Here is a 19,066-nt window from a genome sequence, read left to right on the forward strand (position 1 = left end):
AGGCCTCCGGCAGGCCTGTCGGCCGACCGACCGGAATCCCCCGTTGACGCGTGGGCCCAGGAATCCTACTGTCAGGCATAGGATTCCTTCGGCAGACCGGGAGCGTGCAATGAGCGGCGGCAGCGAGCAGGCCAGGAAGACGGCGGAGGCACTGGAGTACCTCACCGGCTTCGGCAATGAGCACAGCTCGGAGGCGGTCCCCGGTGCACTGCCGATCGGGCGGAACTCGCCCCAGCGCTCCCCCCTCGGCCTCTACGCGGAGCAGCTCAGCGGCAGCGCGTTCACCGAGCCGCGTTCCCACAACCGCCGCTCCTGGCTCTACCGGATCCGCCCCTCGGCCGCGCACCCGCCCTTCACCCGGACCGGCAACGGCGCCCTGCGCTCCGCGCCCTTCACGGAGGCCCCGGCCGACCCGAACCGGCTCCGCTGGAACCCGCTGCCCGACCCGGCCGCCGGCACCGACTTCCTGGCGGGCCTGTGGACCCTCGGCGGCAACGGGGACGCCACCCAGCGCTCCGGCATGGCCATCCACCTCTACTCCGCGAACGCCGACATGACCGACCGGGTGTTCAGCGACTCCGACGGCGAGCTGCTGATCGTCCCCGAGCGCGGCGGCCTGCTCCTGCGCACCGAGTTCGGCCTGCTGAGCGCCCGTCCCGGCGAGATGGCGCTGATCCCGCGCGGGGTCCGCTTCCGCGTGGAGCTCCAGGACGAGACCGCCCGCGGGTACGTCTGCGAGAACTACGGCCGGCCCTTCGAGCTCCCCGACCTGGGCCCCATCGGCGCCAACGGGCTCGCCGCCGCCCGCGATTTCCGCGCGCCGGTGGCCTCGTACGAGGACGCCGAGCGTCCGACCGAGGTCGTCAACAAGTTCTGCGGCAACCTCTGGACGGCCACCTACGACCACTCCCCGCTCGACGTGGTCGCCTGGCACGGCACGCACGTCCCGTACGTCTACGACCTGCGCAGTTTCAACGTCCTGGGCTCGATCAGCTACGACCACCCCGACCCGTCCATCTTCACGGTGCTGACCTCGCCCTCCGACACGGCGGGCCTGGCGGGAGTGGACTTCGTGGTCTTCGCACCGCGCTGGCTGGTCGGCGAGGACACCTTCCGCCCGCCGTACTTCCACCGGAACGTGATGAGCGAGTACATGGGGCTCATCGACGGCGCCTACGACGCCAAGGCCGAAGGCTTCGTGCCCGGCGGCGGCTCGCTGCACAACATGATGTCCGCGCACGGCCCCGACCGGGAGACCTTCGACCGGGCGAGCGCCGCGGAGCTCAAGCCGCAGAAGATCGACGACGGCCTGGCCTTCATGTTCGAGACCCGCTGGCCGATCACCGCGACCGCCCAGGCGGCCGGCGCGGAGCACCTCCAGGGCGGATACGACGACGTCTGGCAGGGACTCGAGCGCCACTTCCGCGCCTAACATCACGAACATGCCGCACGGCGCCGCCGCCGCGCCCACCCCGTCCTACGGAGAACCACCCGTGACCGCCTTCGCCCCCGACTCGCTGGTACTGAACCGGAAGCTGCCGCTCTGGTACCAGGTCTCCCAGTCGCTGCGCGCCTCCATACTCGGACGCACCGCGGAGGCGTCACTGCGCCTGCCCACCGAGGAGCAGCTCGCGGAGCACTACGGGGTGAGCGTGCTGACCATGCGGCAGGCGCTCAAGGAGCTGGAGACCGAGGGCCTCATCAGCCGCCACCGGCGGCGCGGGACCTTCATCGAGCCGACGGCGCTGCGCGGGGCCCCGGTCCAGCTGCTCGGCTCGGTCGACGCGATCGTGGCGCAGCAGTCGGGCGATCGCACGACGATCCTGGGGCACGAGCGGACGGCGGTGCCCGGGGAGCTGCTGGAGCACTTCCCGGACACCGCCGAGGTGGTCACGTACCGCAGGCTCCGCCACGACAGCGAGAGCGGCGAGCCGACCAACTGGGCGGAGAACGCGGTGCGTCCGGAGCTCGCCGACTCCATCGACCTGGCGGATCTGGAGCGTTGGCCGATGACGAAGGTGCTGCGGGACATCGTGAAGGTGGACATCAGCCGGATCACGGACACGGTGGAGGCGCGGCTCGCCGACCCGCTCACGGCCGAGCTGCTCCAAGTGCCCCTGCTGAGCCCGATCCTGCACTACACGGGCGTCACGTACGACGGATCCGGGCGGGTGGTCGACGTGGCGCGGATCCGGTACCGCGGGGACCGGTTCTCCTTCACCGTGACCGTCGACGCACACTGATTTCCGGTCATCCTCTGCTTCTGGTCGTCCTCTGCTTCTGGTCGTCCTCTGCTTCTGGTCGTCCTCTACTTCTGGTCGTCGTCCGTTCCGCGCTCGCCCTCCGCCTGGGACGGCGTGGTCCGCTGCGTCTGGGCGTGGCGGAGCTTCTTCTGCTTCTCGTCCAGGTCCTCGTCGAGCCGTTCCCCTTCGGCCTGCGACGGGGTCGAGTACTCGTCGTACTGGCTCATGTCCGCCTCCCGGGTCACCCGGTTCGGCCCGGCTCCGTCCGGATCCGGGCAGATCCCTACATAGCGATCCTAACTCTCCGGCCTGGACGCGGCCCGGTCACCGGGTGGCGTCGCTACCATCGGCCGGGTGAGCGCTGACGCATCCCCGCGGGACCCGCTGCTGGACGATCTGATGCCCTGGGCCGTGGGCTCCCTGCGCCTGGGCCGGGCCTGGGTCGCGGCCCCCGATCCGGCCACCCTGCGCGCCCGGTGGGCCGCCCTGGCCGCCGCCGAGGGACCCGAGCGGGAGCGGTTGTTCCGCCCGACCCGGGCGCGGACCACGGGCGCCGGGGCGGCGGCGCTGCCGGGCCAGCGCGCCGGTTCCACGGCCCGCTTCGCGGACGTGCCCGGGCCGCGGCCCGACCCCGTACGGATCCTGCGCGAGCCCTTCGACGAGCAGTGGCTGCTGCCCGACCAGCGGCTCATCGACCTGGCGCGCCCGGAGCTGTGGCGGGTGCTGGACGAGCACCAGCTGTTCGTCGTGGAGTCCGTGCAGCCGGCGGCGCTGCAGGTCACCGCGCACCTGCCGGCCGGGCGGCTCAGCCGGATCCGCCCGCTGCACCGCCGCCCGGGTGGCGCCGAGCCCAATCTCGCCCCCGGGCTGCAGCACCTGCTCGGCGAGCGCTACGGCACCTGGGTCACCCCCGAGGACGTGCTCTGCTGGATCCTCGCCGCCGGGCGCCCCGGCCCCCGGGGGTACGAGGTCCCCCTCACCGCCGACGCCGCGCGCTGGCGGGCCGGGCTGGAGCTGGGCCACCGGCTGCTCTCCGTCCGGCTGCGCGGGGCCCGTGGCGGCGAGGCGCCCCGGCTGCCCGGGGGGCGCCGGCCGTACGTCCGCTCGGCACTGCCGGCGTGGCCGAGCGAGCTCTCGTACGACCCGGAGAGCGAGACCCTGACCATCGGGGGCGGGGCCGGGAGCGGGGACGGGGCCGGGAGCGGGGACGGCGGCACCGTGTCGCCCGTACCGGCCGGGGCGTGGGCGTACGAGGCCCAGGGCGTGCGCGTCCTGGAGTCCTGGTTCGCCGCACGGCTCGCGCACCGGGACCCGGAGGCCGAGGGGCTGGACGCGGTGGGGCCGGCGGAGTGGCCGCAGGGCTGGACCTCGGAGCTGCTCGGTTTGGTGACGACCCTGGCGCTGCTTGCCGAACTGGAGCCGGAGCGGGCCGCGTTCGAGGTGGGGCCGGTGCTGTCCGTGGAGGAGCTGCGTGCGGGTGGGGTGGTGCCGGCGCCCGGGTGGGCCCGGCGGCCCGCCTCGGTCTTGGACCACCAGGAGGAGGGGCCGGGCGGGCAGTTCGCGCTGCTCTGAGGCGCGGGGGCCTCGCGGGGGCGGAGCCTGCCCTTCCCGGAGCCTGCCCTTCCCGGGGCCCGTCCATCCCGGAGCCTGCCCTTCCCTGGGCCCGCCCTTCCGGAGCCTGCCCTTCCCTGGGCCCGCCCTTCCGGAGCCTGCCCTTCCCTGGGCCCGCCCTTCCGGGGCCCGCCGTAGCGGGCTGCGCCCGGGCTGGGTGCGTGCGCGGAGCCGCGCGAGGCGGGGCGGGAGGGGCGGCCCTGCGGGTGGTCTGCCCTGCGGGGCGGAGTCCCCTACCCGCCCTTCCACCGTTCCCAGGGCTCTGCCCTGACCCGGTCCTCAAGCGCCGGACGGGCTGAAGTGCTCCTGGGGCTCCGCCCCAGACCCCGGTCCTCAAACGCCGGACGGCTGAGAGATCCGGATCCCGGACCCCAAAACGCCGGACGGCCGGGAAGCCCGGGCCCCGGCCCTCGAACCACGGACGGCTCGAAAGCCCGGACCCCGGTCCTCGAACCACGGACGGCTGGGAAGCCCCGGCCCTCAAACGCCGGACCGCTGGGAAGCCCGGACCCCGGACCTCGGACGCCGGACGGAGGAAAAGTCGCACCCCGGCCGGATTCGGGGCGGAGTCGAGGTCGTGGACAGATCGGCTCGGGGCCGGTAGGCAGGCCGTCATGGAACCCGAGACCAACGACACGAACGGCGCGCCCGCCGCCGAGCCCCTCCCCCTCGACGGGATCACCGTCGTCTCCGTCGAGCAGGCCGTCTCCGCACCCTTCGCCACCCGTCAGCTCGCCGACCTCGGCGCCCGGGTGATCAAGGTCGAGCGGCCCGACGGCGGGGACTTCGCGCGCGGCTACGACACCGCCGCGCACGGTCTCGCCTCGCACTTCGTGTGGGCCAACCGGGGGAAGGAGTCGATCGCGCTGGACCTCAAGGACCCGCGCGGCCGGGAGGTCCTGCACGGGCTGCTCGACGGGGCCGACGTGTTCGTGCAGAACCTCGCCCAGGGGGCCGCCGCCCGGCTCGGGCTCGACTCTGCCGCGCTGTGCGCCCGCTACCCCCGGCTGGTCGCCGTGGACGTCTCCGGCTACGGGCCCGAAGGACCGTACGCCCACAAGCGCGCCTACGACATGCTCGTCCAGTGCGAGGCCGGACTGGTCTCGGTGACCGGCACCCCGGAGCAGCCGGTGAAGGCGGGGATCCCGGCGGCGGACATCGCGGCGGCCATGTACGCCTTCTCGGGCGTGCTCGCGGCCCTGCTGCGGCGCGGGATCACCGGGCGCGGAGGCAGGGTGGAGGTGTCGATGCTCGACGCGCTCGCCGAGTGGATGGGGCATCCGCTGCACCACACCATGCACGGCGGGGAGCAGCCGGTGCGGACGGGTCTCGCGCACGCCGTGATCGCGCCCTACGACGCCTACGCGACGGCCGACGGGGACCGCGTACTGCTGTCGGTGCAGAACGACCGGGAGTGGCGACGGCTCGCCGAACAGGTGCTGGAGCAGCCGGAGTTGGCCGAGGATCCGGGGTACGCGACGAACGCGGCGCGCACCGCGAACCGGGAGAAGACCGACGCGGTGGTCGCCGAAGCGCTGGGCCGGCTCGGCGCGGACGCGGCGATCGAGCGGCTGGAGGCCGCGGGCATCGCCTGCGCACGGCTGAACTCGGTGGCACAGCTGGCCGCGCACCCGCAGCTGGAGGCCCGGGACCGCTGGCGGGAGGTGGGCTCGCCGGCGGGCCCGCTACGGGCCCTGCTGCCGCCGATCGGGCTGCCCGGCGGCGCGGCACCGCACATGGGTGCGGTGCCCGCGCTCGGCGAACACACCGAAGGCCTACTGCTCGCCCTGGGGATGACGGGCGAACAGATCACGGCACTGCGCCGGGACGGTGTGGTTCGCTGACTGGGCAGGGTTGATCAGGCCGGGGACGAAACGGCGGCGCTGCTGGGACCGGAACCGGACGGGGACGGTTACGAGCGGCGGCTGCCGAAAAGGGTGCGCCGCAGCCTCCGCAGCGGCGCGAAGAGCGATACGCGCGCGCTCCGGCTCCGCAGCCGGTGCGTGTGGTCGCGCGAGGTGAGCTCACGCATGAGCAGCGTCGCCTCGGCGGTCTCGCGGTGCGGGACGGCGGGACCGCCCAGCACGGCGAGGTGGCGGTCGAGGCGCGAACTGGTCGCACCGCTCCCGCAAGTGATGGCAGGCACGCGAGGCGGCCTGCTGCGCATTGCTATCTGTTCCATGTCTCTCCCCACCCGTACGAGGGCACCCGGCCCACCGGGCAGGGTAACCCTATCGTCCCCACGTCGCGCACAGGTATCCCGGTCGTGTGAATTGCCCCTGTGGCGAGCGGGAGTTGACGATTACTCAGCGGAGTCGATCGTCACTCTCCGCGAAATCCGGCGAGGCGTGCGGGACATGGGCGGGACATGGGCGGGACATGGAACCGCATCGGCGCAGACTGCGTGACTCCTGTCGCGACCGGAGCCACGGCGCACGCTCTGCGCTAACTTGGAGTGATCGTCCGGTAACGCTCTTGGGGGCGCGCGTGAATGAGGCTTTCGGTGACTGAGTCCGCGTCGAACGGGGACGGCGCCGGCGACCGCGTCATCGCCGGACGCTACCGCCTGCTGGGCCCGCTCGGCCGCGGCGGGATGGGTGTGGTGTGGCGGGCCCGGGACGAGGTCCTGGGGCGCGAGGTCGCCATCAAGGAAGTGCGCGCACCGGCCGGAATGGACGAGGCCGAGGTGGCCCGGATGTACCAGCGGCTGGAGCGGGAGGCCTGGGCCGCGGCCCGCGTCTCGCACCGGGGCGTGGTCACCGTCTACGACGTGGCCACCGAGGACGGCCGGCCCTGGATCGTGATGGAGATCGTACGGGGACTCTCGCTCGCGGAGGTCCTGGAGGGCGACGGCCCGCTCACCCCGCAGCGGACCGCGCACATCGGCGAGCAGGTACTGGCGGCGCTGCGCTCCGCGCACGAGGCGGGGGTGCTGCACCGGGACGTCAAACCGGGCAACGTGCTGATCGCCAACGACGGCCGGGTGGTGCTCGGCGACTTCGGGATCGCGAGCCTGGAGGGCTCCACCGCCATCACCATGACGGGCGAGGTGATCGGCTCGCCCGAATTCCTGCCGCCCGAGCGGGCGTTGGGGCGCGAGCCCGGGCCCGCGTCGGACCTGTGGGCACTCGGGGTGACGCTGTACCTGGCCGTGGAGGGGGTCTCGCCCTTCCGCCGGGAGTCCCCGGTGGCCACGCTGCGGGCGGTGGTGGAGGAGGAGTTCCCGCCGCCGCTGCGGGCCGGGCCGCTGACGCCCGTCCTGGAAGGGCTGCTGGTCAAGGACCCCGAGGAGCGGCTGTCCGCGACGGAGGCGGCCCGGATGCTGCGCATCGTCGGTGCGGGCGGGACCGTACGGGCCTCCGGCGGCCCGGTGTCGGGTCCCGTGGCGGGTCCGCCGGCGGGGGCGGACGGCCCGGCCTCCGTGGCGCAGCACCGGTACGGCCACCCCACCCCGCCGCTGCCGGCGCCCGCACCCGGGACCGGATCGGCGCCGGCGTATCCCCCGGAGCCCGAGCGGAACGGGGCCGGGCTGGTGCTGACCGGCGGAATCGTCGTACTGCTCCTGGTGGTGGTCCTGCTGGGGTGGCTGCTTCTGAAGGACCGCGACACGGGCGGAGACGGCGGAGACGGCGGAGACGGGGCGACGCCCACCCCGACCGTCACGCAGCGCCTTTCGCCCTCCCCGACCCCGACCCCCTCGCCGAGCGCCTCCCCCTCGCCTTCTCCTTCCTCCCCCTCTCCTTCGGCCACGCCGCCGGCCGGCATCACGGTGTCCGCCGTCCGGGCCGTCCGGGACACCTACAGCGGGAACTGCCCGGCGCCCGCCGCCGAGGCGCCCGCCTTCACCGCCACCGTCGCGGTGGACCGCACCCCGGCGGTGGTGGAGTACCGCTGGGCCACGCGCAGCGGGCAGACCACCGGCCCCGGCTGGCAGACCCTCGCCTACCCCGCCGGCGGACCGGGGAGCGTACGGCTGGAGCACACGGAGCTGACGCACTACCCGGACGCCACCTTCGAGGACGCGGTGCGGCTGGAGATCCGGGCGCCTTCGGAAGCGGCTTCGGCCTGGCTGGAGTTCTCGGTGACGTGCGGGGAGGAGACCCCGACGGGCGGGGCCTCCTCCCCGAGCACTTCCGGACCGACCGCTTCCCCGTCACCGAACCCGGGGCCGACGGCCAGTCCGTGACGCTCAGGCCGCGCTGGTGAAGACGGGCAGGTAGCCGCCGGACTGTCCGGCGGCGGTCGGGTGGTAGGACTCGCCGATGTTCAGCCAGTTGAGGCTGTGCAGCCAGGCGCTGCCGGAGCAGATCTCGTGCCCGGTGAAGGCGCCGGCGACCGAGGCGAAGGCGAAGCCGTGGTTGGCGGCACGTTTGGCGATGGCGGCGTTGAGGTAGTCGGAGGCGCCGTTGATGGCGGCGCGCTCGCCCTCCGACAGTCCGGCCACGCAGGTGCCGTTCAGCTTGTAGAAGCGGGGATAGCCGATGACGACCACGCGGGCGCCCGGGGAACGGCTGTGGATGGCGTTGTAGACCTGGTCGAGCTGGCCGGGGAGGGTGTTGTCGACGTAGGCCTTGGCCTGGTTGACGCGGCTCACGCAGGTGGATTCGGACTGGAGGACGCAGGTGGTCATGACGTCGGCGAACCCGGCGTCGTTTCCGCCGATGGTGATGCTGACGAGGTCGGTGCCCGCGTTCAGCGGTGCGAGCTGACCGCTCATCACATCACCCGTACGAGCACCCGAGCAGGCGGCGAAGGAGAAGGTCTGGGGGGCGTGTGCGGCGGCCCAGAGGGCCGGGTAGGCGCGGGTGGTGCGCTTGCAGTTCCCGCTGGCGCTGTCGTAGTTGCCGGCGCCGACGCCGGAGGAATAGGAGTCGCCGAGGGCGACGTAGCCGAAGTCGGCGGCGGCGGATGCCTGGCCGGCTCCGAACAGGGCCGCGCCCGCGGCGAGTAACAGGGCAGAGGCCAAGGCGGCGAAACGAGGCATTCTCATGCTCATGTGTGCGGCTCCTCGTGGGGGGAGTTACTGCGGAGTTACTCCTGAGTCCGTGGTACAAGGAACCGAGGTCCGCTGGAAGTGTCCATGCCAAGAATGTTCGGGGCGGACATGCGGCGCGAATCTTCACCCGCATGGCGTTTGAAGAGGGAGTCCCGCCACCCGATCCGGCGAAACACGGGTGCATGAGGGCAGTTCGTGCCGGATCATGGGCGCCATGCCAGCCAACCCCCAAGACGCACTGCCGATCCGGCTCAACGTCGACGACAGCGACTCCCCGTCGGACGTCGTCGACGCGCTGTTCCTCGGCCGCTTCGCGTCAGGCGAGCAGCCCTACTCGCACAGCGTGTCGATCGACCGGGTCAAGCCGGGAGCGACCCTGCTGCCGTCCGGGGCAACGGTGTTGCGCTCCGCCCGCGACAGCGACCGCAGCGCGACGCTCGCCGAGGGCGAGGGGTGGACCATGCTCGTCTCCCGCTGGAGCCGGGGGGCGGACGTCACGGTGACGGCGGTCAGCGAGGAACTCGCCGCCGGTGTGCTCGGCGAGGCCACCGAAGGCGTGCAGGACGAGCCCGAACCGCAGCCGGAAAACGTCGCGATGGGGTTCTGGTACGTCTCCCCGCGCCGCGGCCCCTACCGCACGACCCGGCAGATCGCGGCCGGCACCTGGGAAGAGGTGCGGCCCAACTACACGGCTCCGGTGGCCGGGGCGATGGACCGGCTGATGAAGGTCACCCCGGACGACATCGCCGGCCGGCTGCTCCTGCTGCACGGCCCTCCGGGCACCGGGAAGACCTCCGCCCTGCGCACGCTCGCCCGGTCCTGGCGGGACTGGTGCCAGGTGGACTGCGTACTGGACCCGGAGCGGCTGTTCAACGACATCGGCTACCTGATGGACATCGCGATCGGCGAGGACGAGGGCACCGCGAAGAGCCGCTGGCGGCTGCTGCTGCTCGAGGACTGCGACGAGTTGATCCGCGGCGAGGCCCGGCACACCGCCGGGCAGGCGCTGTCACGGCTGCTGAACCTCACCGACGGCCTCCTCGGCCAGGGCCGCAACGTCCTGGTGGGCGTCACCACCAACGAGGACCTGGAGCGCCTCCACCCGGCGGTGGTCCGGCCGGGGCGCTGCCTCGCCCGCATCGAGATCGGCCGCCTGACGCACCGCGAGGCGGTGGACTGGCTCGGCACCGACGAGGGCATCTCCCGCGAGGGCGCGACCCTGGCGGAGCTCTACGCCCTGCGCCGCGGCGCCTCGGGCCCCGCCGCACTGCTGCCGCCGCAGGGCCACGACACGGATGCGGGGATGTACCTGTAGGTCGGGCGGGTCCGCGCGTGGCGGGTCCGCGTGCGACGGGTTCAGGTGCGACGGGTTCACGTGCGGGGACCGCTACGGGTCCACCACGCGGGGCGCGCACGGGTCCGGCGCGCACGGCGGGGACAATGAGGGGTGCGGCCGAAGGCCCCCACCGGCCGCGCACACCCTCGGGGGAACCACGAAACAGGAGAACGCACCGTGCTCGAACCGGCGCAGGACAACCCCTTCCCCGACAGCCACGTCCTCGGCGAGGGCCCCGAACCGCACCCGCAGCTCCAGCCGGTGCTCGGCCTCATCGGACGCTGGCACGGCCGGGGCAGCGGCGAGTACCCGACGCTGGAGCACGGCTTCCGGTACGAGCAGGAGATCACCTTCAGCCACGACGGCCGGCCCTTCCTCTGCTACGAGTCCCGCGCCTGGCTGATCGACGACTCCGGCACGGCCGTGCGCCCCGCGGGACGCGAGACCGGCTGGTGGCGCATCCTCCCGGACGCCTCGGTCGAGGTCACGCTCGCCCACCCGACGGGCATCGTCGAGACGTACGTGGGCCAGGTCTCCGGTACGGAGATCGAGATGGCCACCGACACGGTCGGGCTGACCCCGCGGGCCAAGGAGGTCACCGGCATGAAGCGCCGGTACGCGCTCCAGGACGGCGAGCTGACGATCGTGCAGGAGATGGCCGCGGTGGGCCAGCCCATGCAGCACCACCTCCAGGCCCGGCTGAGCCCGCGCAAGGACTGACCGCCGGGGTACCCGGCCCGTCCGCCGGAGTACCCGACTCGTCCGCCAGGGCACCGGCCCGTCCGCCGGCCGCCCCGAGTCAGTCCGCGTACCGCGCGCGCAGTGCGTCCAGCGCCGCCGCGGTCGCCTCGTCGAAGGTCAGGCCCAGCCGCCGCGCCCGCTCCGCGTAGGCCTGCGCGGCGGTGGCCGCCTCCCGGGCGGGCCCGTCGCCCGCCGCCGCGACGAACGTGCCGTTGCGGCCGCGCGTCTCGATCACGCCGTCCGACTCCAGCGCCCGGTACGCCTTCGCGACCGTGTTCGCCGCCAGCCCCAGCTCCTCCGCCAGCCCTCGGACCGTCGGCAGTTTGAACCCGGCGGGCAGCCGGCCCGCCCGCGCCCCGGCGGCGATCTGGGCGCGCAGCTGCTCGTACGGGGCGGCGGCGCCCGCCGCGCCGTCGATGCGGATCTTCAGGTGCGGAGAAGTCGAGGTCACACCGCCGATTGTCCCCCATCCGCCGGGAAATTCGCAGGCGCCCGACCCCCGTCCGCCCCTACCGTCGCCACGTGATCACAACCATCCGGGATCTGCGCCCCGGCGACCCGACCGACGCCGAGTCCGTCGTGCGGGTGCGCCGCGCCGCCCTCCCCTTCATGATCAGCACCGCCCGCGGGGTGGCCTTCGAACTGGCCTCCGCCCACCCCGACAAGCGCTACCGCCTCCTCGTCGCCGAGAACGCGGACGGCCTCGTCGTCGGCACCGCCCAGGTCGGCATCGTCTACGACAGTCCCGAACCGGGCCAGGGGTTCGTCAACGCCTACGTCGACCCCGCCCACCGCGGTCTCGGCGCCGGAACCGCCCTGCTGGGCGCGGCCGAGGAGCACTTGGGAGCCGAGCGCGCGAAGGACGCGTACGCCTGGGTCCTCGACGAGCCGCCGCACCGCGCCTTCGCCGAGCGGCACGGCTACCGCGCCTCCCGCTCCGCGCACTTCCTGCGCCTCGACCTCACCGCGGCCGCGCTGCCGGCCCTCCCAGGGAAGCTGCCGGCGGGGGCCGAACTGCGCGCCGGCTCGGATTTCGCCGCCGATCCGCGGCCGCTCTTCGAGGCCGACGCGGCGGCGAGCTCCGACGAACCGGGCGACGTACCGCAGGACTTCGACGACTACGAGGACTGGCTGCGGCACACCTGGAACCACCCCTACCTCGATCTGGACCTCACCACCGTGGTCCTCGTCGACGGCCGGGTGGCCGCCTTCACCGCCGCCCACACCGACGGGGGCACCCGCTACTCCTCCGCGATGACGGGCACCCTGCGCCCGTTCCGCGGGCTGGGACTGGCCGGGACCGCCAAGACCGACTCGCTGCTGCGGGCCCGAGCGGCGGGCTACACGGAGGCGTTCACCGGCAACGACACCGCCAACGCCCCGATGCTCGCGATCAACACCCGCTTCGGGTACGAGGTCTGCGCGACCGAGACCCGCTTCGCCAAGCACCTTTCCACATCGGACAATTGAACGATACCGAGAGAACTGGAGACGCTCCGATGACCGCGCAGCTGACCGTAGCCCTCACCAAGGCGGGCCGTACGAAGATCCGTTACCCGGCCGATCTGGTGGCCGACACGGGCACCCGGATCACCGTACGGGCCCCCTGGGCGGCCCCCGGGGTAAGGGACTTCGGCTTCGTCCGCTTCGAGCCGGGCGACGTGTTCACCGAGCACTTCTGGCGCGACCGCTGGTACGCGGTCAAGGAGGTGCGGACGGGCGAGGGCGTCCTCAAGGGCTGGTACTGCGACGTCACCCGCCCGGCCTCGGTGGCGGACGGGGTGATCCTGATCGAGGACCTGGACCTCGACCTGTGGGTGTCGGCCGACGGGAGCTCGGTCCTGCGGCTCGACGAGGACGAGTTCGCCGAGAGCGGGCTCACCGACACCGATCCCGAAGCGGCCGCCCAGGCGGTACGGGCCCTCGACGCCCTGGACGCCCAGGCCCGCTCGGCGGCCGGACTGGCCGCGCTGCTGGCCTGATCCGCGGACTGCCAAGCCCCGAAATGCAGGGGCGTGCGCCGCCCGGCACGGGCGCGGCCTACTGGAACCGGGTGCCGTGGGCGCCCGGGACCGAGGGAAGCGGCCCGGTAGGTGCGGGCACGTACGACAGGAGTCGGCCATGGCGATGGTAGGGCTGTTCTGGATCACCGAGGACGCGGTGTACGTGGGTTCTCCGCCGAACGCGGAGGGCCACTGCGTCCGCCTCACCTCCGAAGGCGTGCGTGCGCACGACCCGGACGGGGTCCGGTCGTGGCCGTGGCCGAGCCTGCGATCGGCGGTCCTGGAGGCCGTGCCCGTACGGAACACGGCGAAGCGCGCGGGCCGCCTCCTGGCCGCGGTGCTGGAAGCGGTGCTGACCATGGAACCGACCTGCGCACACGAGGACCCACCACAGATGCTCCTGGCCCTCGCGACGGAGGACGGCACGGAGGACCTGTGGGTGCCAGCGGCGACCTCGGGTTACACCTCCCGGGAGATCGCCCTGTCCCAGCGCCTGCTGGCGCGCTACCGGGAGGGCGCGTCCGACCCCCGGACCCTCACGGCGTGGAGCCGGGACCACCTCGGCGCCTCACCGGCACCACCCGAACGCGAAGCCCTCCTGCGGGAGTGGGCGGACGCGTGAGGCGCGGGACCAGGGGTCCGCGGCGCCGCTTCCTGAGGCCCCTCTTACCCCCGCCTTAAGCAGAACCTAAGGATCGACTCCTGGGCCCCCTAGCCGGTGGAACGACGGCCGCGGGCGGTTAGTTTGGCAGGGCCAGGGAGGGCCGGAGGCGGCGCCGCGAACCCGTGAGGGGCGGCGCCGCACAGCCCCGGTCTTCCGGCGCACCCACGACTCGCGCAGCCCTGTGCCGTGCCCAGAGGAGATCCACCATGCCCGCACGCCGTACCGCCGCCCGTATCGCCGCCGCCGGCCTCGCCCCGCTCGCGGTGGCCGCGTACGCCGCCGTTCCCGCGGCCGCCCACGGCTCGATGACGGACCCGGTCAGCCGGGTGGCGGCGTGCTACGCGGAGGGCCCGGAGTCCCCGAAGTCGACGGCCTGCAAGGCGGCGGTCGCGGCGAGCGGGGCGCAGGCCTTCTACGACTGGAACGCGGTGAACATCGCCAACGCCGCAGGTCAGAGCAAGGCCCTGATCCCGGACGGGCAGCTGTGCTCCGCGGGCAACGACAAGTACAGGGGGCTGGACCTGGCGCGCGCCGACTGGCCGGCGAGCCCGATGGCCGCGGGCGCCCACACCTTCCGCTACAAGGGGACCGCCCCGCACAAGGGCTCCTTCGAGCTGTACGTGACGAAGGACGGCTACGACCCGTCGAAGCCGCTGAAGTGGTCCGACCTGGAGGCGGCGCCCTTCGCGAAGGTCACCGACCCGGGCATGCAGAACGGCGACTACGTCTTCTCCGGCACCGTCCCGAACAAGACCGGCCGGCACCTGATCTACAGCGTCTGGCAGCGCTCGGACAGCCCGGAGGCCTTCTACACCTGCTCGGACGTGGTCTTCGGGAAGGACAACAGCGGGAGCGGTACGGGCGGAAACGGCGGCAACGGCGGCCAGCCCAGCGCGAAGCCGACCGCCAAGCCCAGCTCCAAGCCGAGTACGAAGCCGAGTTCCACGCCCTCCGAGCCGCCCGCGGAGCAGCCCTCGCAGCGGCCTTCGGCCCCCACCGACCAGCAGATCTCCGAAGGCGCCGACAGGTCCACGGTGGAGCACGGCGGGCACGGGGACAACGACCCCAAGACGAACGGCGGCGCCCCGTCCCCGATCCCCTCGAACGGCGGGACCAACCTCGCCGAGACGGGCGGCACCGGCGCCACCCCGGTGATCGCGATCGGTGGAGCCGGCGTCCTGGCCGTCGGCGCGGCCGTGCTGTTCGGGCTGGCCCGCCGCCGTGCGACCCCGGGCCGCCACGGCCGCTGACCGGCCACTACGGAGCGGTTGCACTACGGAGCGGTGACACCGAAGGGCGGTGACACCGAAGGCGGTGACACCGAGGGCGGGCGGCCCGCAGGACGGGCCGCCCGCCGCCGTCAGGAGAAGACCGACGCGCAGGTGGTCCGCTCGGCGTGCGCCGGGTCGAGGGCGTTGACCGCCTCGTGCCAGGCGATCCGGTCGGTGAGCCCGATGGCCACGTGCTCCGAGAGGTCCACCACGCACAGGTCCTGGAGCAGCACGTTGCGGACGTTCGGCCCGGTGAGGAACTGGCTCCGGTACGGGGTGACCACCTCGTCGTAGCGGGTGGCGATCACCGTGTACGCGACTCCGGGGACGGTGTCCCCGCCCTCGTTCAGCTTGTTCTGGAAGGGCGATCCGGCGATCTGGTCGGCGAGGCCCGGGGTGGCCGTGCTGATCAGGTCCCCGGCTCCGGGGAAGTACGGGAGGAGCTTGGTGAGGCCGAGCAGGGTCGTCCCGTGGTTGTCGGGGGCGAGTCCGACCAGGGCGTTGACCTTGGCGGCGCCGCCGAGGAACTTCAGGTAGTAGCGCGGCATCATGCCGCCCTGGGAGTGGCCGACGATGTCCGTCTCGGCCGCTCCGGTGGACGCGAGCACCTTGTCGACGAAGACGTCGAGCTGCCCGGCGGACGCCTCGATGGGCCCGAGCCCGTTGAAGAAGGGGACGCCGGGCAGCTGCCCGTAGTCGAGGGAGTAGACGCAGTAGCCCCGGTGGACGAGGTACGGCGCGAAGCCGAGCCAGTTGTCGACGGAGTTCCCGAAGGTTCCGTGGACCAGGACGACGGGCCGGGGATGGGCGGCGGACGGTTTGCAGGACCAGTTGTTCCAGCCGCTGCTCGGCGCCGAGGCGGCCTGGGCCGCTCCGGTGGGGGCGACGAGTGCGGCGGCGGTCAGGGTGAGGACGGCCAGCGGGCGGAGCAGGCGTCTCCAGGGCAGCATCGTGTGATCTCCTTGCGGCTCAAGGGGAGTAACGAGGGATGGCGCGGGAAGTACGTGGGGGTGCATCCCGTGATCCGGATCACAAGGGGGTGCTGCAGCCGCTAAATTACGGGCGAGTAGCAAAACTGGGAAGTTACGCGGCGGTAAAAACTGCGCGGCCCGCTCCGATGGCCGTCATCCGTTCGGCCCTCCCCTGCTGCGTCCGGGGCCCGGTAGGCCGAGCGTGTGAGACATGACCCAGCCCACCCACGCAGACCCAGGGCAGTCCGGCGGGTTCCTCGCCGAGATCAAGGACGCCGTCACCACCCGGGCCGCTCTCCTGGTCCTGGGCGTACTGGCGCTCCAGCTCGCCTTCATCACCTCGTACGTCGGGGCCTTCCATCACCCCAAGCCCAGCGAGATCCCGATCGCGGTGGCCGCGCCCGCACAGCCGATCGCCGAGCAGACGGCGAAACAGCTCTCCGCGCTGCCGGGCAAGCCGCTCGATCCCCGTGCCGTGCAGGACGAGGCGACGGCGCTCCGGCAGATCCAGAACCGGGACGTGGACGGCGCGCTGATCGTCGACCCGGCCGGTACGACGGACAAGCTGCTGGTCGCGAGCGGCGCCGGGGCCTCCCTGTCGCAGGCCCTGGAAGAGGTCGTCGGCCTCGTCGAGAAGACCCAGGGCCGTACCGTGACCGTCGTGGACGTGGCCCCGGCGGCCGCCGGCGACGGGCGCGGGCTGAGCTCGTTCTACCTGGTCGTGGGCTGGTGCGTGGGCGGCTACCTGTGTGCCGCGATCCTCGCGATCAGTGCCGGCGCCCGGCCCGCGAACGTCCACCGCGCCGTCATCCGGCTCGGCGCCCTGTTCGCGTACGCGGTCGCGGCCGGACTCCTCGGCGCGGTCATCGCGGACCCGATCCTGGGCGCGCTGCCCGGCAGCATCTGGGGCCTGTGGGGCCTCGGCTCCCTCGTCGTCTTCGCCGTCGGCGCGATCACCCTGGCCTTCCAGGGCCTCGCGGGCGTGGTCGGCATCGGCCTGGCGATCCTGCTGGTGGTGGTGCTCGGCAACCCGAGCGCCGGCGGCGCCTACCCGTACCCGCTGCTGCCGCCGTTCTGGAAGGCCATCGGCCCGTGGCTGCCGCCGGGCGCGGGCACGTACGCCGCGCGCTCGATCGCGTACTTCAAAGGCAATGACATCACCGGGCCGCTACTGGTCCTGAGCGGCTGGGCGGTGCTCGGCTCGGCGATCACACTGGCCTGCGCGGCGGGCCGCAGGGGCAAGGCGGGATCGGCGGTCGGCAGCGGGCTCCCCGAGGGGCCGGACGCCCTGCCGGAGAGGGAAGCCGTGCGATGAACAACCCCGTCCACCTCCGCAACCGCATGGGCCCGGCCGAACAGGCCGTCTCCGTCAAGCGGATGGAGCCCAGCGCCCAGGCGCAGCTGGGCCCCCTCGGCCTCACCGGCTTCATCGTCGTCACCACCATCGCCACCGGCATCGACGCGGGCATCTTCCCCGAGAAGCTCAGCCATTCCGTGCTGCCGCTGGTCGGCTTCTTCATCGGCGGACTCGCCCAGCTGCTGGCCGGGCTCTTCCAGGCGCAGCGCGGCGACACCTGGCACGCCACCGTCTTCGGCGGCTTCGGGCTGTTCTGGATGTCGAAGGCCCTGCTGCTCCAATGGGTGCTGCCGGCCACCGATCCGGCGCTGCGCGGGGACGTGAGCGGGCTGTTCGCCCTGCCGTGGGTGTTCGTGGTGTTCGTGCTGTGGATCGGCAGCTGGCGGATCCACCTGGTGCTGCTGTCCACCTTCACGTGCGTGCTGGTGGTCTTCGTCGGGATGACGATCAGCGGGTTCACCGGCTCGGTGATCTGGGAGCGGATCACCGGCTGGAGCGGGCTGCTGGCCGCGCTCGGAGCCACGTACCTGCTCGCCGGGCAGATCATGGCGAGCACCTGGGGCCGCCAGGTGCTGCCGATGGGCCGTTTCCTCGCCCCCGAGGAGCACCCGGAGACGTGAGCGCCGCCCGGCACGGCCACCGCACGGCCACGACGTGATCACGACCCTCGCGGTGGAGAACTACCGCTCCCTGCGCAGGCTCGTCGTCCCCCTCGGCCGGCTCACCGTGGTGACGGGCGCCAACGGCACGGGCAAGTCCAGCCTGTACCGGTCGCTGCGGCTGCTGGCCGACTCCGCGCGGGGCGGCGCCATCGCCGCGCTGGCCCGGGAGGGCGGGCTGCCCTCCACCCTGTGGGCCGGCCCGGAAAAGACGGGGCGGGCGGTGCGCGAGGGCCGGTACGCGGTCGAGCCGACCGTCCGCTCCGAACCGGTGAGCCTGCGGCTCGGCTTCGCCGGGGACGAGTTCGGCTACGCGGTGGACTTCGGCCATCCCCAGCCGGTCAGCGGGTCGCTCTTCGGCCTCGACCCCGAGATCAAACGCGAGTGCACCTGGGCCGGGCCGGTCCTGCGCCCCGCCGCCCTGCTCTCCGACCGCGCCGGGCCCGCCGTGCGCACCCGGACCGCGGACGGCGGCTGGCACCGCACCCAGGGCGCCCTGCGCCCGTACGACTCCATGCTCAGCGAACTCGCGGACCCGCAGCTCGCCCCCGACCTGCTGGCCCTGCGCGAACTGATCCGATCCTGGCGGTTCTACGACCACGTCCGCACCGACGCCGACGCGCCGGCCCGCACCCCGCGCGTCGGAACCCGTACGCCGGTGCTCGCCGCGGACGGCTCCGACCTGCCGGCCGCGCTCCAGACGATCCGGGAGACCGGCGACCACGCGGCGCTGGACGCCGCCGTCGAGGCGGCCTTCCCGGGCAGCAGCGTGGCGGTCTCCGAACGGGACGGCCGCTTCGAGCTGGAGCTGCACCAGCACGGCCTGCTGCGCCCGCTGGGCGCGGCGGAACTCTCCGACGGGACGCTGCGCTACCTGCTGTGGACGGCCGCCCTGCTGACCCCGCGCCCGCCCGCGCTGATGGTGCTCAACGAGCCGGAGACCAGCCTCCACCCGGACCTGCTGGGCCCCCTCGCGGACCTGATCCTGACGGTGGCCCGGGACACCCAGACGGTGGTGGTCACGCACGCCGCCCCGCTGGCGGACGCCCTCGCTGCGGGCGTCCGCCGCCACCGCGTGGACCTGCGAACCATCACCCTGCTCAAGGACTTCGGGCAGACCGAGGTGGCCGGCCGCGAGGGCCCCCTGGACGAACCGCTCTGGTACTGGCCGAAGCGGTAGCCGCCGGCCGGTCCGCCGCACGGCCGGGTTCTCT

19 protein-coding genes are annotated in these 19,066 nt (G+C 73.3%); 14 read left to right on the forward strand and 5 right to left on the reverse strand.

The genetic code is table 11. The features are described from left to right. Nucleotides 1-109: 109 nt before the first annotated feature. Nucleotides 110-1,432: a homogentisate 1,2-dioxygenase gene (gene hmgA / locus ACODT5_RS25670; protein WP_422521599.1), complete on the forward strand. Its 1,323-nt coding sequence runs from the start codon at nucleotides 110-112 to the stop codon at nucleotides 1,430-1,432. A gap of 10 nt (nucleotides 1,433-1,442) precedes the next feature. Then, nucleotides 1,443-2,243 carry a GntR family transcriptional regulator gene (locus ACODT5_RS25675; RefSeq protein ID WP_422521600.1) on the forward strand — a complete coding sequence of 267 codons (801 nt, stop codon included), beginning with the start codon at nucleotides 1,443-1,445 and terminating at the stop codon, nucleotides 2,241-2,243. Between the two features lie 65 nt (nucleotides 2,244-2,308). On the opposite strand, the gene ACODT5_RS25680 is transcribed toward ACODT5_RS25675, so the two are convergent. Continuing rightward, nucleotides 2,309-2,470: a hypothetical protein gene (locus tag ACODT5_RS25680; protein WP_422521601.1), complete on the reverse strand. Its 162-nt coding sequence runs from the start codon at nucleotides 2,468-2,470 to the stop codon at nucleotides 2,309-2,311. A 172-nt stretch (nucleotides 2,471-2,642) separates the two neighbouring features. Here ACODT5_RS25680 and ACODT5_RS25685 point away from each other — a divergent pair, with 172 nt between their 5' ends. Both ACODT5_RS25685 and ACODT5_RS25690 read left to right on the forward strand, forming a co-directional pair. Beyond that, nucleotides 2,643-3,815 (forward strand): type ISP restriction/modification enzyme, encoded by a 1,173-nt coding sequence (locus ACODT5_RS25685; protein WP_422525030.1) that lies wholly within the window; start codon nucleotides 2,643-2,645, stop codon nucleotides 3,813-3,815. Between the two features lie 653 nt (nucleotides 3,816-4,468). Beyond that, nucleotides 4,469-5,698: a CaiB/BaiF CoA transferase family protein gene (locus ACODT5_RS25690; protein WP_422521602.1), complete on the forward strand. Its 1,230-nt coding sequence runs from the start codon at nucleotides 4,469-4,471 to the stop codon at nucleotides 5,696-5,698. 68 nt (nucleotides 5,699-5,766) lie between these two features. Here the strand turns inward: ACODT5_RS25690 and ACODT5_RS25695 are convergent, their stop codons facing one another. Continuing rightward, entirely contained in the window at nucleotides 5,767-6,036 is a 270-nt protein-coding gene (locus tag ACODT5_RS25695) for a hypothetical protein (protein WP_030720225.1), read from the reverse strand. Between the two features lie 309 nt (nucleotides 6,037-6,345). Here ACODT5_RS25695 and ACODT5_RS25700 point away from each other — a divergent pair, with 309 nt between their 5' ends. Further along, the gene (locus tag ACODT5_RS25700; RefSeq protein ID WP_422521603.1) at nucleotides 6,346-8,040 is read left to right on the forward strand and encodes a serine/threonine-protein kinase; all 1,695 of its coding nucleotides are present in this window, start codon (nucleotides 6,346-6,348) and stop codon (nucleotides 8,038-8,040) included. A gap of 3 nt (nucleotides 8,041-8,043) precedes the next feature. Here the strand turns inward: ACODT5_RS25700 and ACODT5_RS25705 are convergent, their stop codons facing one another. Beyond that, nucleotides 8,044-8,844, reverse strand: a complete 801-nt coding sequence (locus tag ACODT5_RS25705) for an SGNH/GDSL hydrolase family protein (RefSeq protein ID WP_422525031.1) — start codon at nucleotides 8,842-8,844, stop codon at nucleotides 8,044-8,046. 220 nt (nucleotides 8,845-9,064) lie between these two features. On the opposite strand from ACODT5_RS25705, the gene ACODT5_RS25710 reads away from it, so the two are divergent. Further along, complete coding sequence (locus ACODT5_RS25710; protein WP_422521604.1) at nucleotides 9,065-10,165, forward strand: DUF5925 domain-containing protein; 1,101 nt, start codon at nucleotides 9,065-9,067, stop codon at nucleotides 10,163-10,165. Nucleotides 10,166-10,363: 198 nt separating this feature from the next. Next, the gene (locus ACODT5_RS25715) at nucleotides 10,364-10,906 is read left to right on the forward strand and encodes a heme-binding beta-barrel domain-containing protein (protein ID WP_422521605.1); all 543 of its coding nucleotides are present in this window, start codon (nucleotides 10,364-10,366) and stop codon (nucleotides 10,904-10,906) included. A gap of 79 nt (nucleotides 10,907-10,985) precedes the next feature. Here the strand turns inward: ACODT5_RS25715 and ACODT5_RS25720 are convergent, their stop codons facing one another. Beyond that, nucleotides 10,986-11,378: a GntR family transcriptional regulator gene (locus tag ACODT5_RS25720; RefSeq protein WP_422521606.1), complete on the reverse strand. Its 393-nt coding sequence runs from the start codon at nucleotides 11,376-11,378 to the stop codon at nucleotides 10,986-10,988. Between the two features lie 71 nt (nucleotides 11,379-11,449). On the opposite strand from ACODT5_RS25720, the gene ACODT5_RS25725 reads away from it, so the two are divergent. From ACODT5_RS25725 to ACODT5_RS25740, 4 genes are all read left to right on the forward strand, one after another. Beyond that, nucleotides 11,450-12,397: a GNAT family N-acetyltransferase gene (locus ACODT5_RS25725; RefSeq protein WP_422521607.1), complete on the forward strand. Its 948-nt coding sequence runs from the start codon at nucleotides 11,450-11,452 to the stop codon at nucleotides 12,395-12,397. A gap of 29 nt (nucleotides 12,398-12,426) precedes the next feature. Beyond that, the gene (locus ACODT5_RS25730) at nucleotides 12,427-12,909 is read left to right on the forward strand and encodes a ribonuclease FAU-1 family protein (protein ID WP_422521608.1); all 483 of its coding nucleotides are present in this window, start codon (nucleotides 12,427-12,429) and stop codon (nucleotides 12,907-12,909) included. Between the two features lie 139 nt (nucleotides 12,910-13,048). Next, entirely contained in the window at nucleotides 13,049-13,552 is a 504-nt protein-coding gene (locus tag ACODT5_RS25735) for a hypothetical protein (RefSeq protein WP_422521609.1), read from the forward strand. Between the two features lie 248 nt (nucleotides 13,553-13,800). Beyond that, on the forward strand, nucleotides 13,801-14,844 hold the full coding sequence (locus ACODT5_RS25740) for a lytic polysaccharide monooxygenase (RefSeq protein WP_422521610.1): 1,044 nt from the start codon (nucleotides 13,801-13,803) through the stop codon (nucleotides 14,842-14,844). A 110-nt stretch (nucleotides 14,845-14,954) separates the two neighbouring features. On the opposite strand, the gene ACODT5_RS25745 is transcribed toward ACODT5_RS25740, so the two are convergent. Further along, the gene (locus tag ACODT5_RS25745; RefSeq protein ID WP_422521611.1) at nucleotides 14,955-15,815 is read right to left on the reverse strand and encodes an esterase/lipase family protein; all 861 of its coding nucleotides are present in this window, start codon (nucleotides 15,813-15,815) and stop codon (nucleotides 14,955-14,957) included. 232 nt (nucleotides 15,816-16,047) lie between these two features. Between ACODT5_RS25745 and ACODT5_RS25750 the strand changes: the two genes are divergently transcribed. Genes ACODT5_RS25750 through ACODT5_RS25760 form a run of 3 tightly spaced genes read left to right on the forward strand, consistent with a single transcriptional unit; the run spans nucleotide 16,048 to nucleotide 19,032 of the window. Continuing rightward, complete coding sequence (locus ACODT5_RS25750) at nucleotides 16,048-17,151, forward strand: DUF3533 domain-containing protein (protein WP_422521612.1); 1,104 nt, start codon at nucleotides 16,048-16,050, stop codon at nucleotides 17,149-17,151. Continuing rightward, nucleotides 17,148-17,813: an acetate uptake transporter gene (locus ACODT5_RS25755; protein ID WP_422521613.1), complete on the forward strand. Its 666-nt coding sequence runs from the start codon at nucleotides 17,148-17,150 to the stop codon at nucleotides 17,811-17,813. Before ACODT5_RS25750 ends, ACODT5_RS25755 begins: the two co-directional genes overlap by 4 nt. 34 nt (nucleotides 17,814-17,847) lie before the next feature. Further along, nucleotides 17,848-19,032 carry an AAA family ATPase gene (locus ACODT5_RS25760; RefSeq protein ID WP_422521614.1) on the forward strand — a complete coding sequence of 395 codons (1,185 nt, stop codon included), beginning with the start codon at nucleotides 17,848-17,850 and terminating at the stop codon, nucleotides 19,030-19,032. Nucleotides 19,033-19,066 lie beyond the last annotated feature (34 nt).

It is taken from the genome of Streptomyces tatrensis (genome assembly GCF_049310065.1).
In the GTDB taxonomy this organism is placed as follows: domain Bacteria; phylum Actinomycetota; class Actinomycetes; order Streptomycetales; family Streptomycetaceae; genus Streptomyces.

Bases quoted from the DNA above. Each gene is read 5' to 3' on its own strand.
- hmgA (WP_422521599.1), top strand. From the start codon at position 110: ATGAGCGGCGGCAGCGAGCAGGCCAGGAAGACGGCGGAGGCACTGGAG.
- ACODT5_RS25675 (WP_422521600.1), top strand. From the start codon at position 1,443: ATGCCGCACGGCGCCGCCGCCGCGCCCACCCCGTCCTACGGAGAACCA.
- ACODT5_RS25680 (WP_422521601.1), bottom strand. From the start codon at position 2,470: ATGAGCCAGTACGACGAGTACTCGACCCCGTCGCAGGCCGAAGGGGAA.
- ACODT5_RS25685 (WP_422525030.1), top strand. From the start codon at position 2,643: ATGCCCTGGGCCGTGGGCTCCCTGCGCCTGGGCCGGGCCTGGGTCGCG.
- ACODT5_RS25690 (WP_422521602.1), top strand. From the start codon at position 4,469: ATGGAACCCGAGACCAACGACACGAACGGCGCGCCCGCCGCCGAGCCC.
- ACODT5_RS25695 (WP_030720225.1), bottom strand. From the start codon at position 6,036: ATGGAACAGATAGCAATGCGCAGCAGGCCGCCTCGCGTGCCTGCCATC.
- ACODT5_RS25700 (WP_422521603.1), top strand. From the start codon at position 6,346: ATGAGGCTTTCGGTGACTGAGTCCGCGTCGAACGGGGACGGCGCCGGC.
- ACODT5_RS25705 (WP_422525031.1), bottom strand. From the start codon at position 8,844: ATGAGAATGCCTCGTTTCGCCGCCTTGGCCTCTGCCCTGTTACTCGCC.
- ACODT5_RS25710 (WP_422521604.1), top strand. From the start codon at position 9,065: ATGCCAGCCAACCCCCAAGACGCACTGCCGATCCGGCTCAACGTCGAC.
- ACODT5_RS25730 (WP_422521608.1), top strand. From the start codon at position 12,427: ATGACCGCGCAGCTGACCGTAGCCCTCACCAAGGCGGGCCGTACGAAG.
- ACODT5_RS25735 (WP_422521609.1), top strand. From the start codon at position 13,049: ATGGCGATGGTAGGGCTGTTCTGGATCACCGAGGACGCGGTGTACGTG.
- ACODT5_RS25740 (WP_422521610.1), top strand. From the start codon at position 13,801: ATGCCCGCACGCCGTACCGCCGCCCGTATCGCCGCCGCCGGCCTCGCC.
- ACODT5_RS25745 (WP_422521611.1), bottom strand. From the start codon at position 15,815: ATGCTGCCCTGGAGACGCCTGCTCCGCCCGCTGGCCGTCCTCACCCTG.
- ACODT5_RS25750 (WP_422521612.1), top strand. From the start codon at position 16,048: ATGACCCAGCCCACCCACGCAGACCCAGGGCAGTCCGGCGGGTTCCTC.
- ACODT5_RS25755 (WP_422521613.1), top strand. From the start codon at position 17,148: ATGAACAACCCCGTCCACCTCCGCAACCGCATGGGCCCGGCCGAACAG.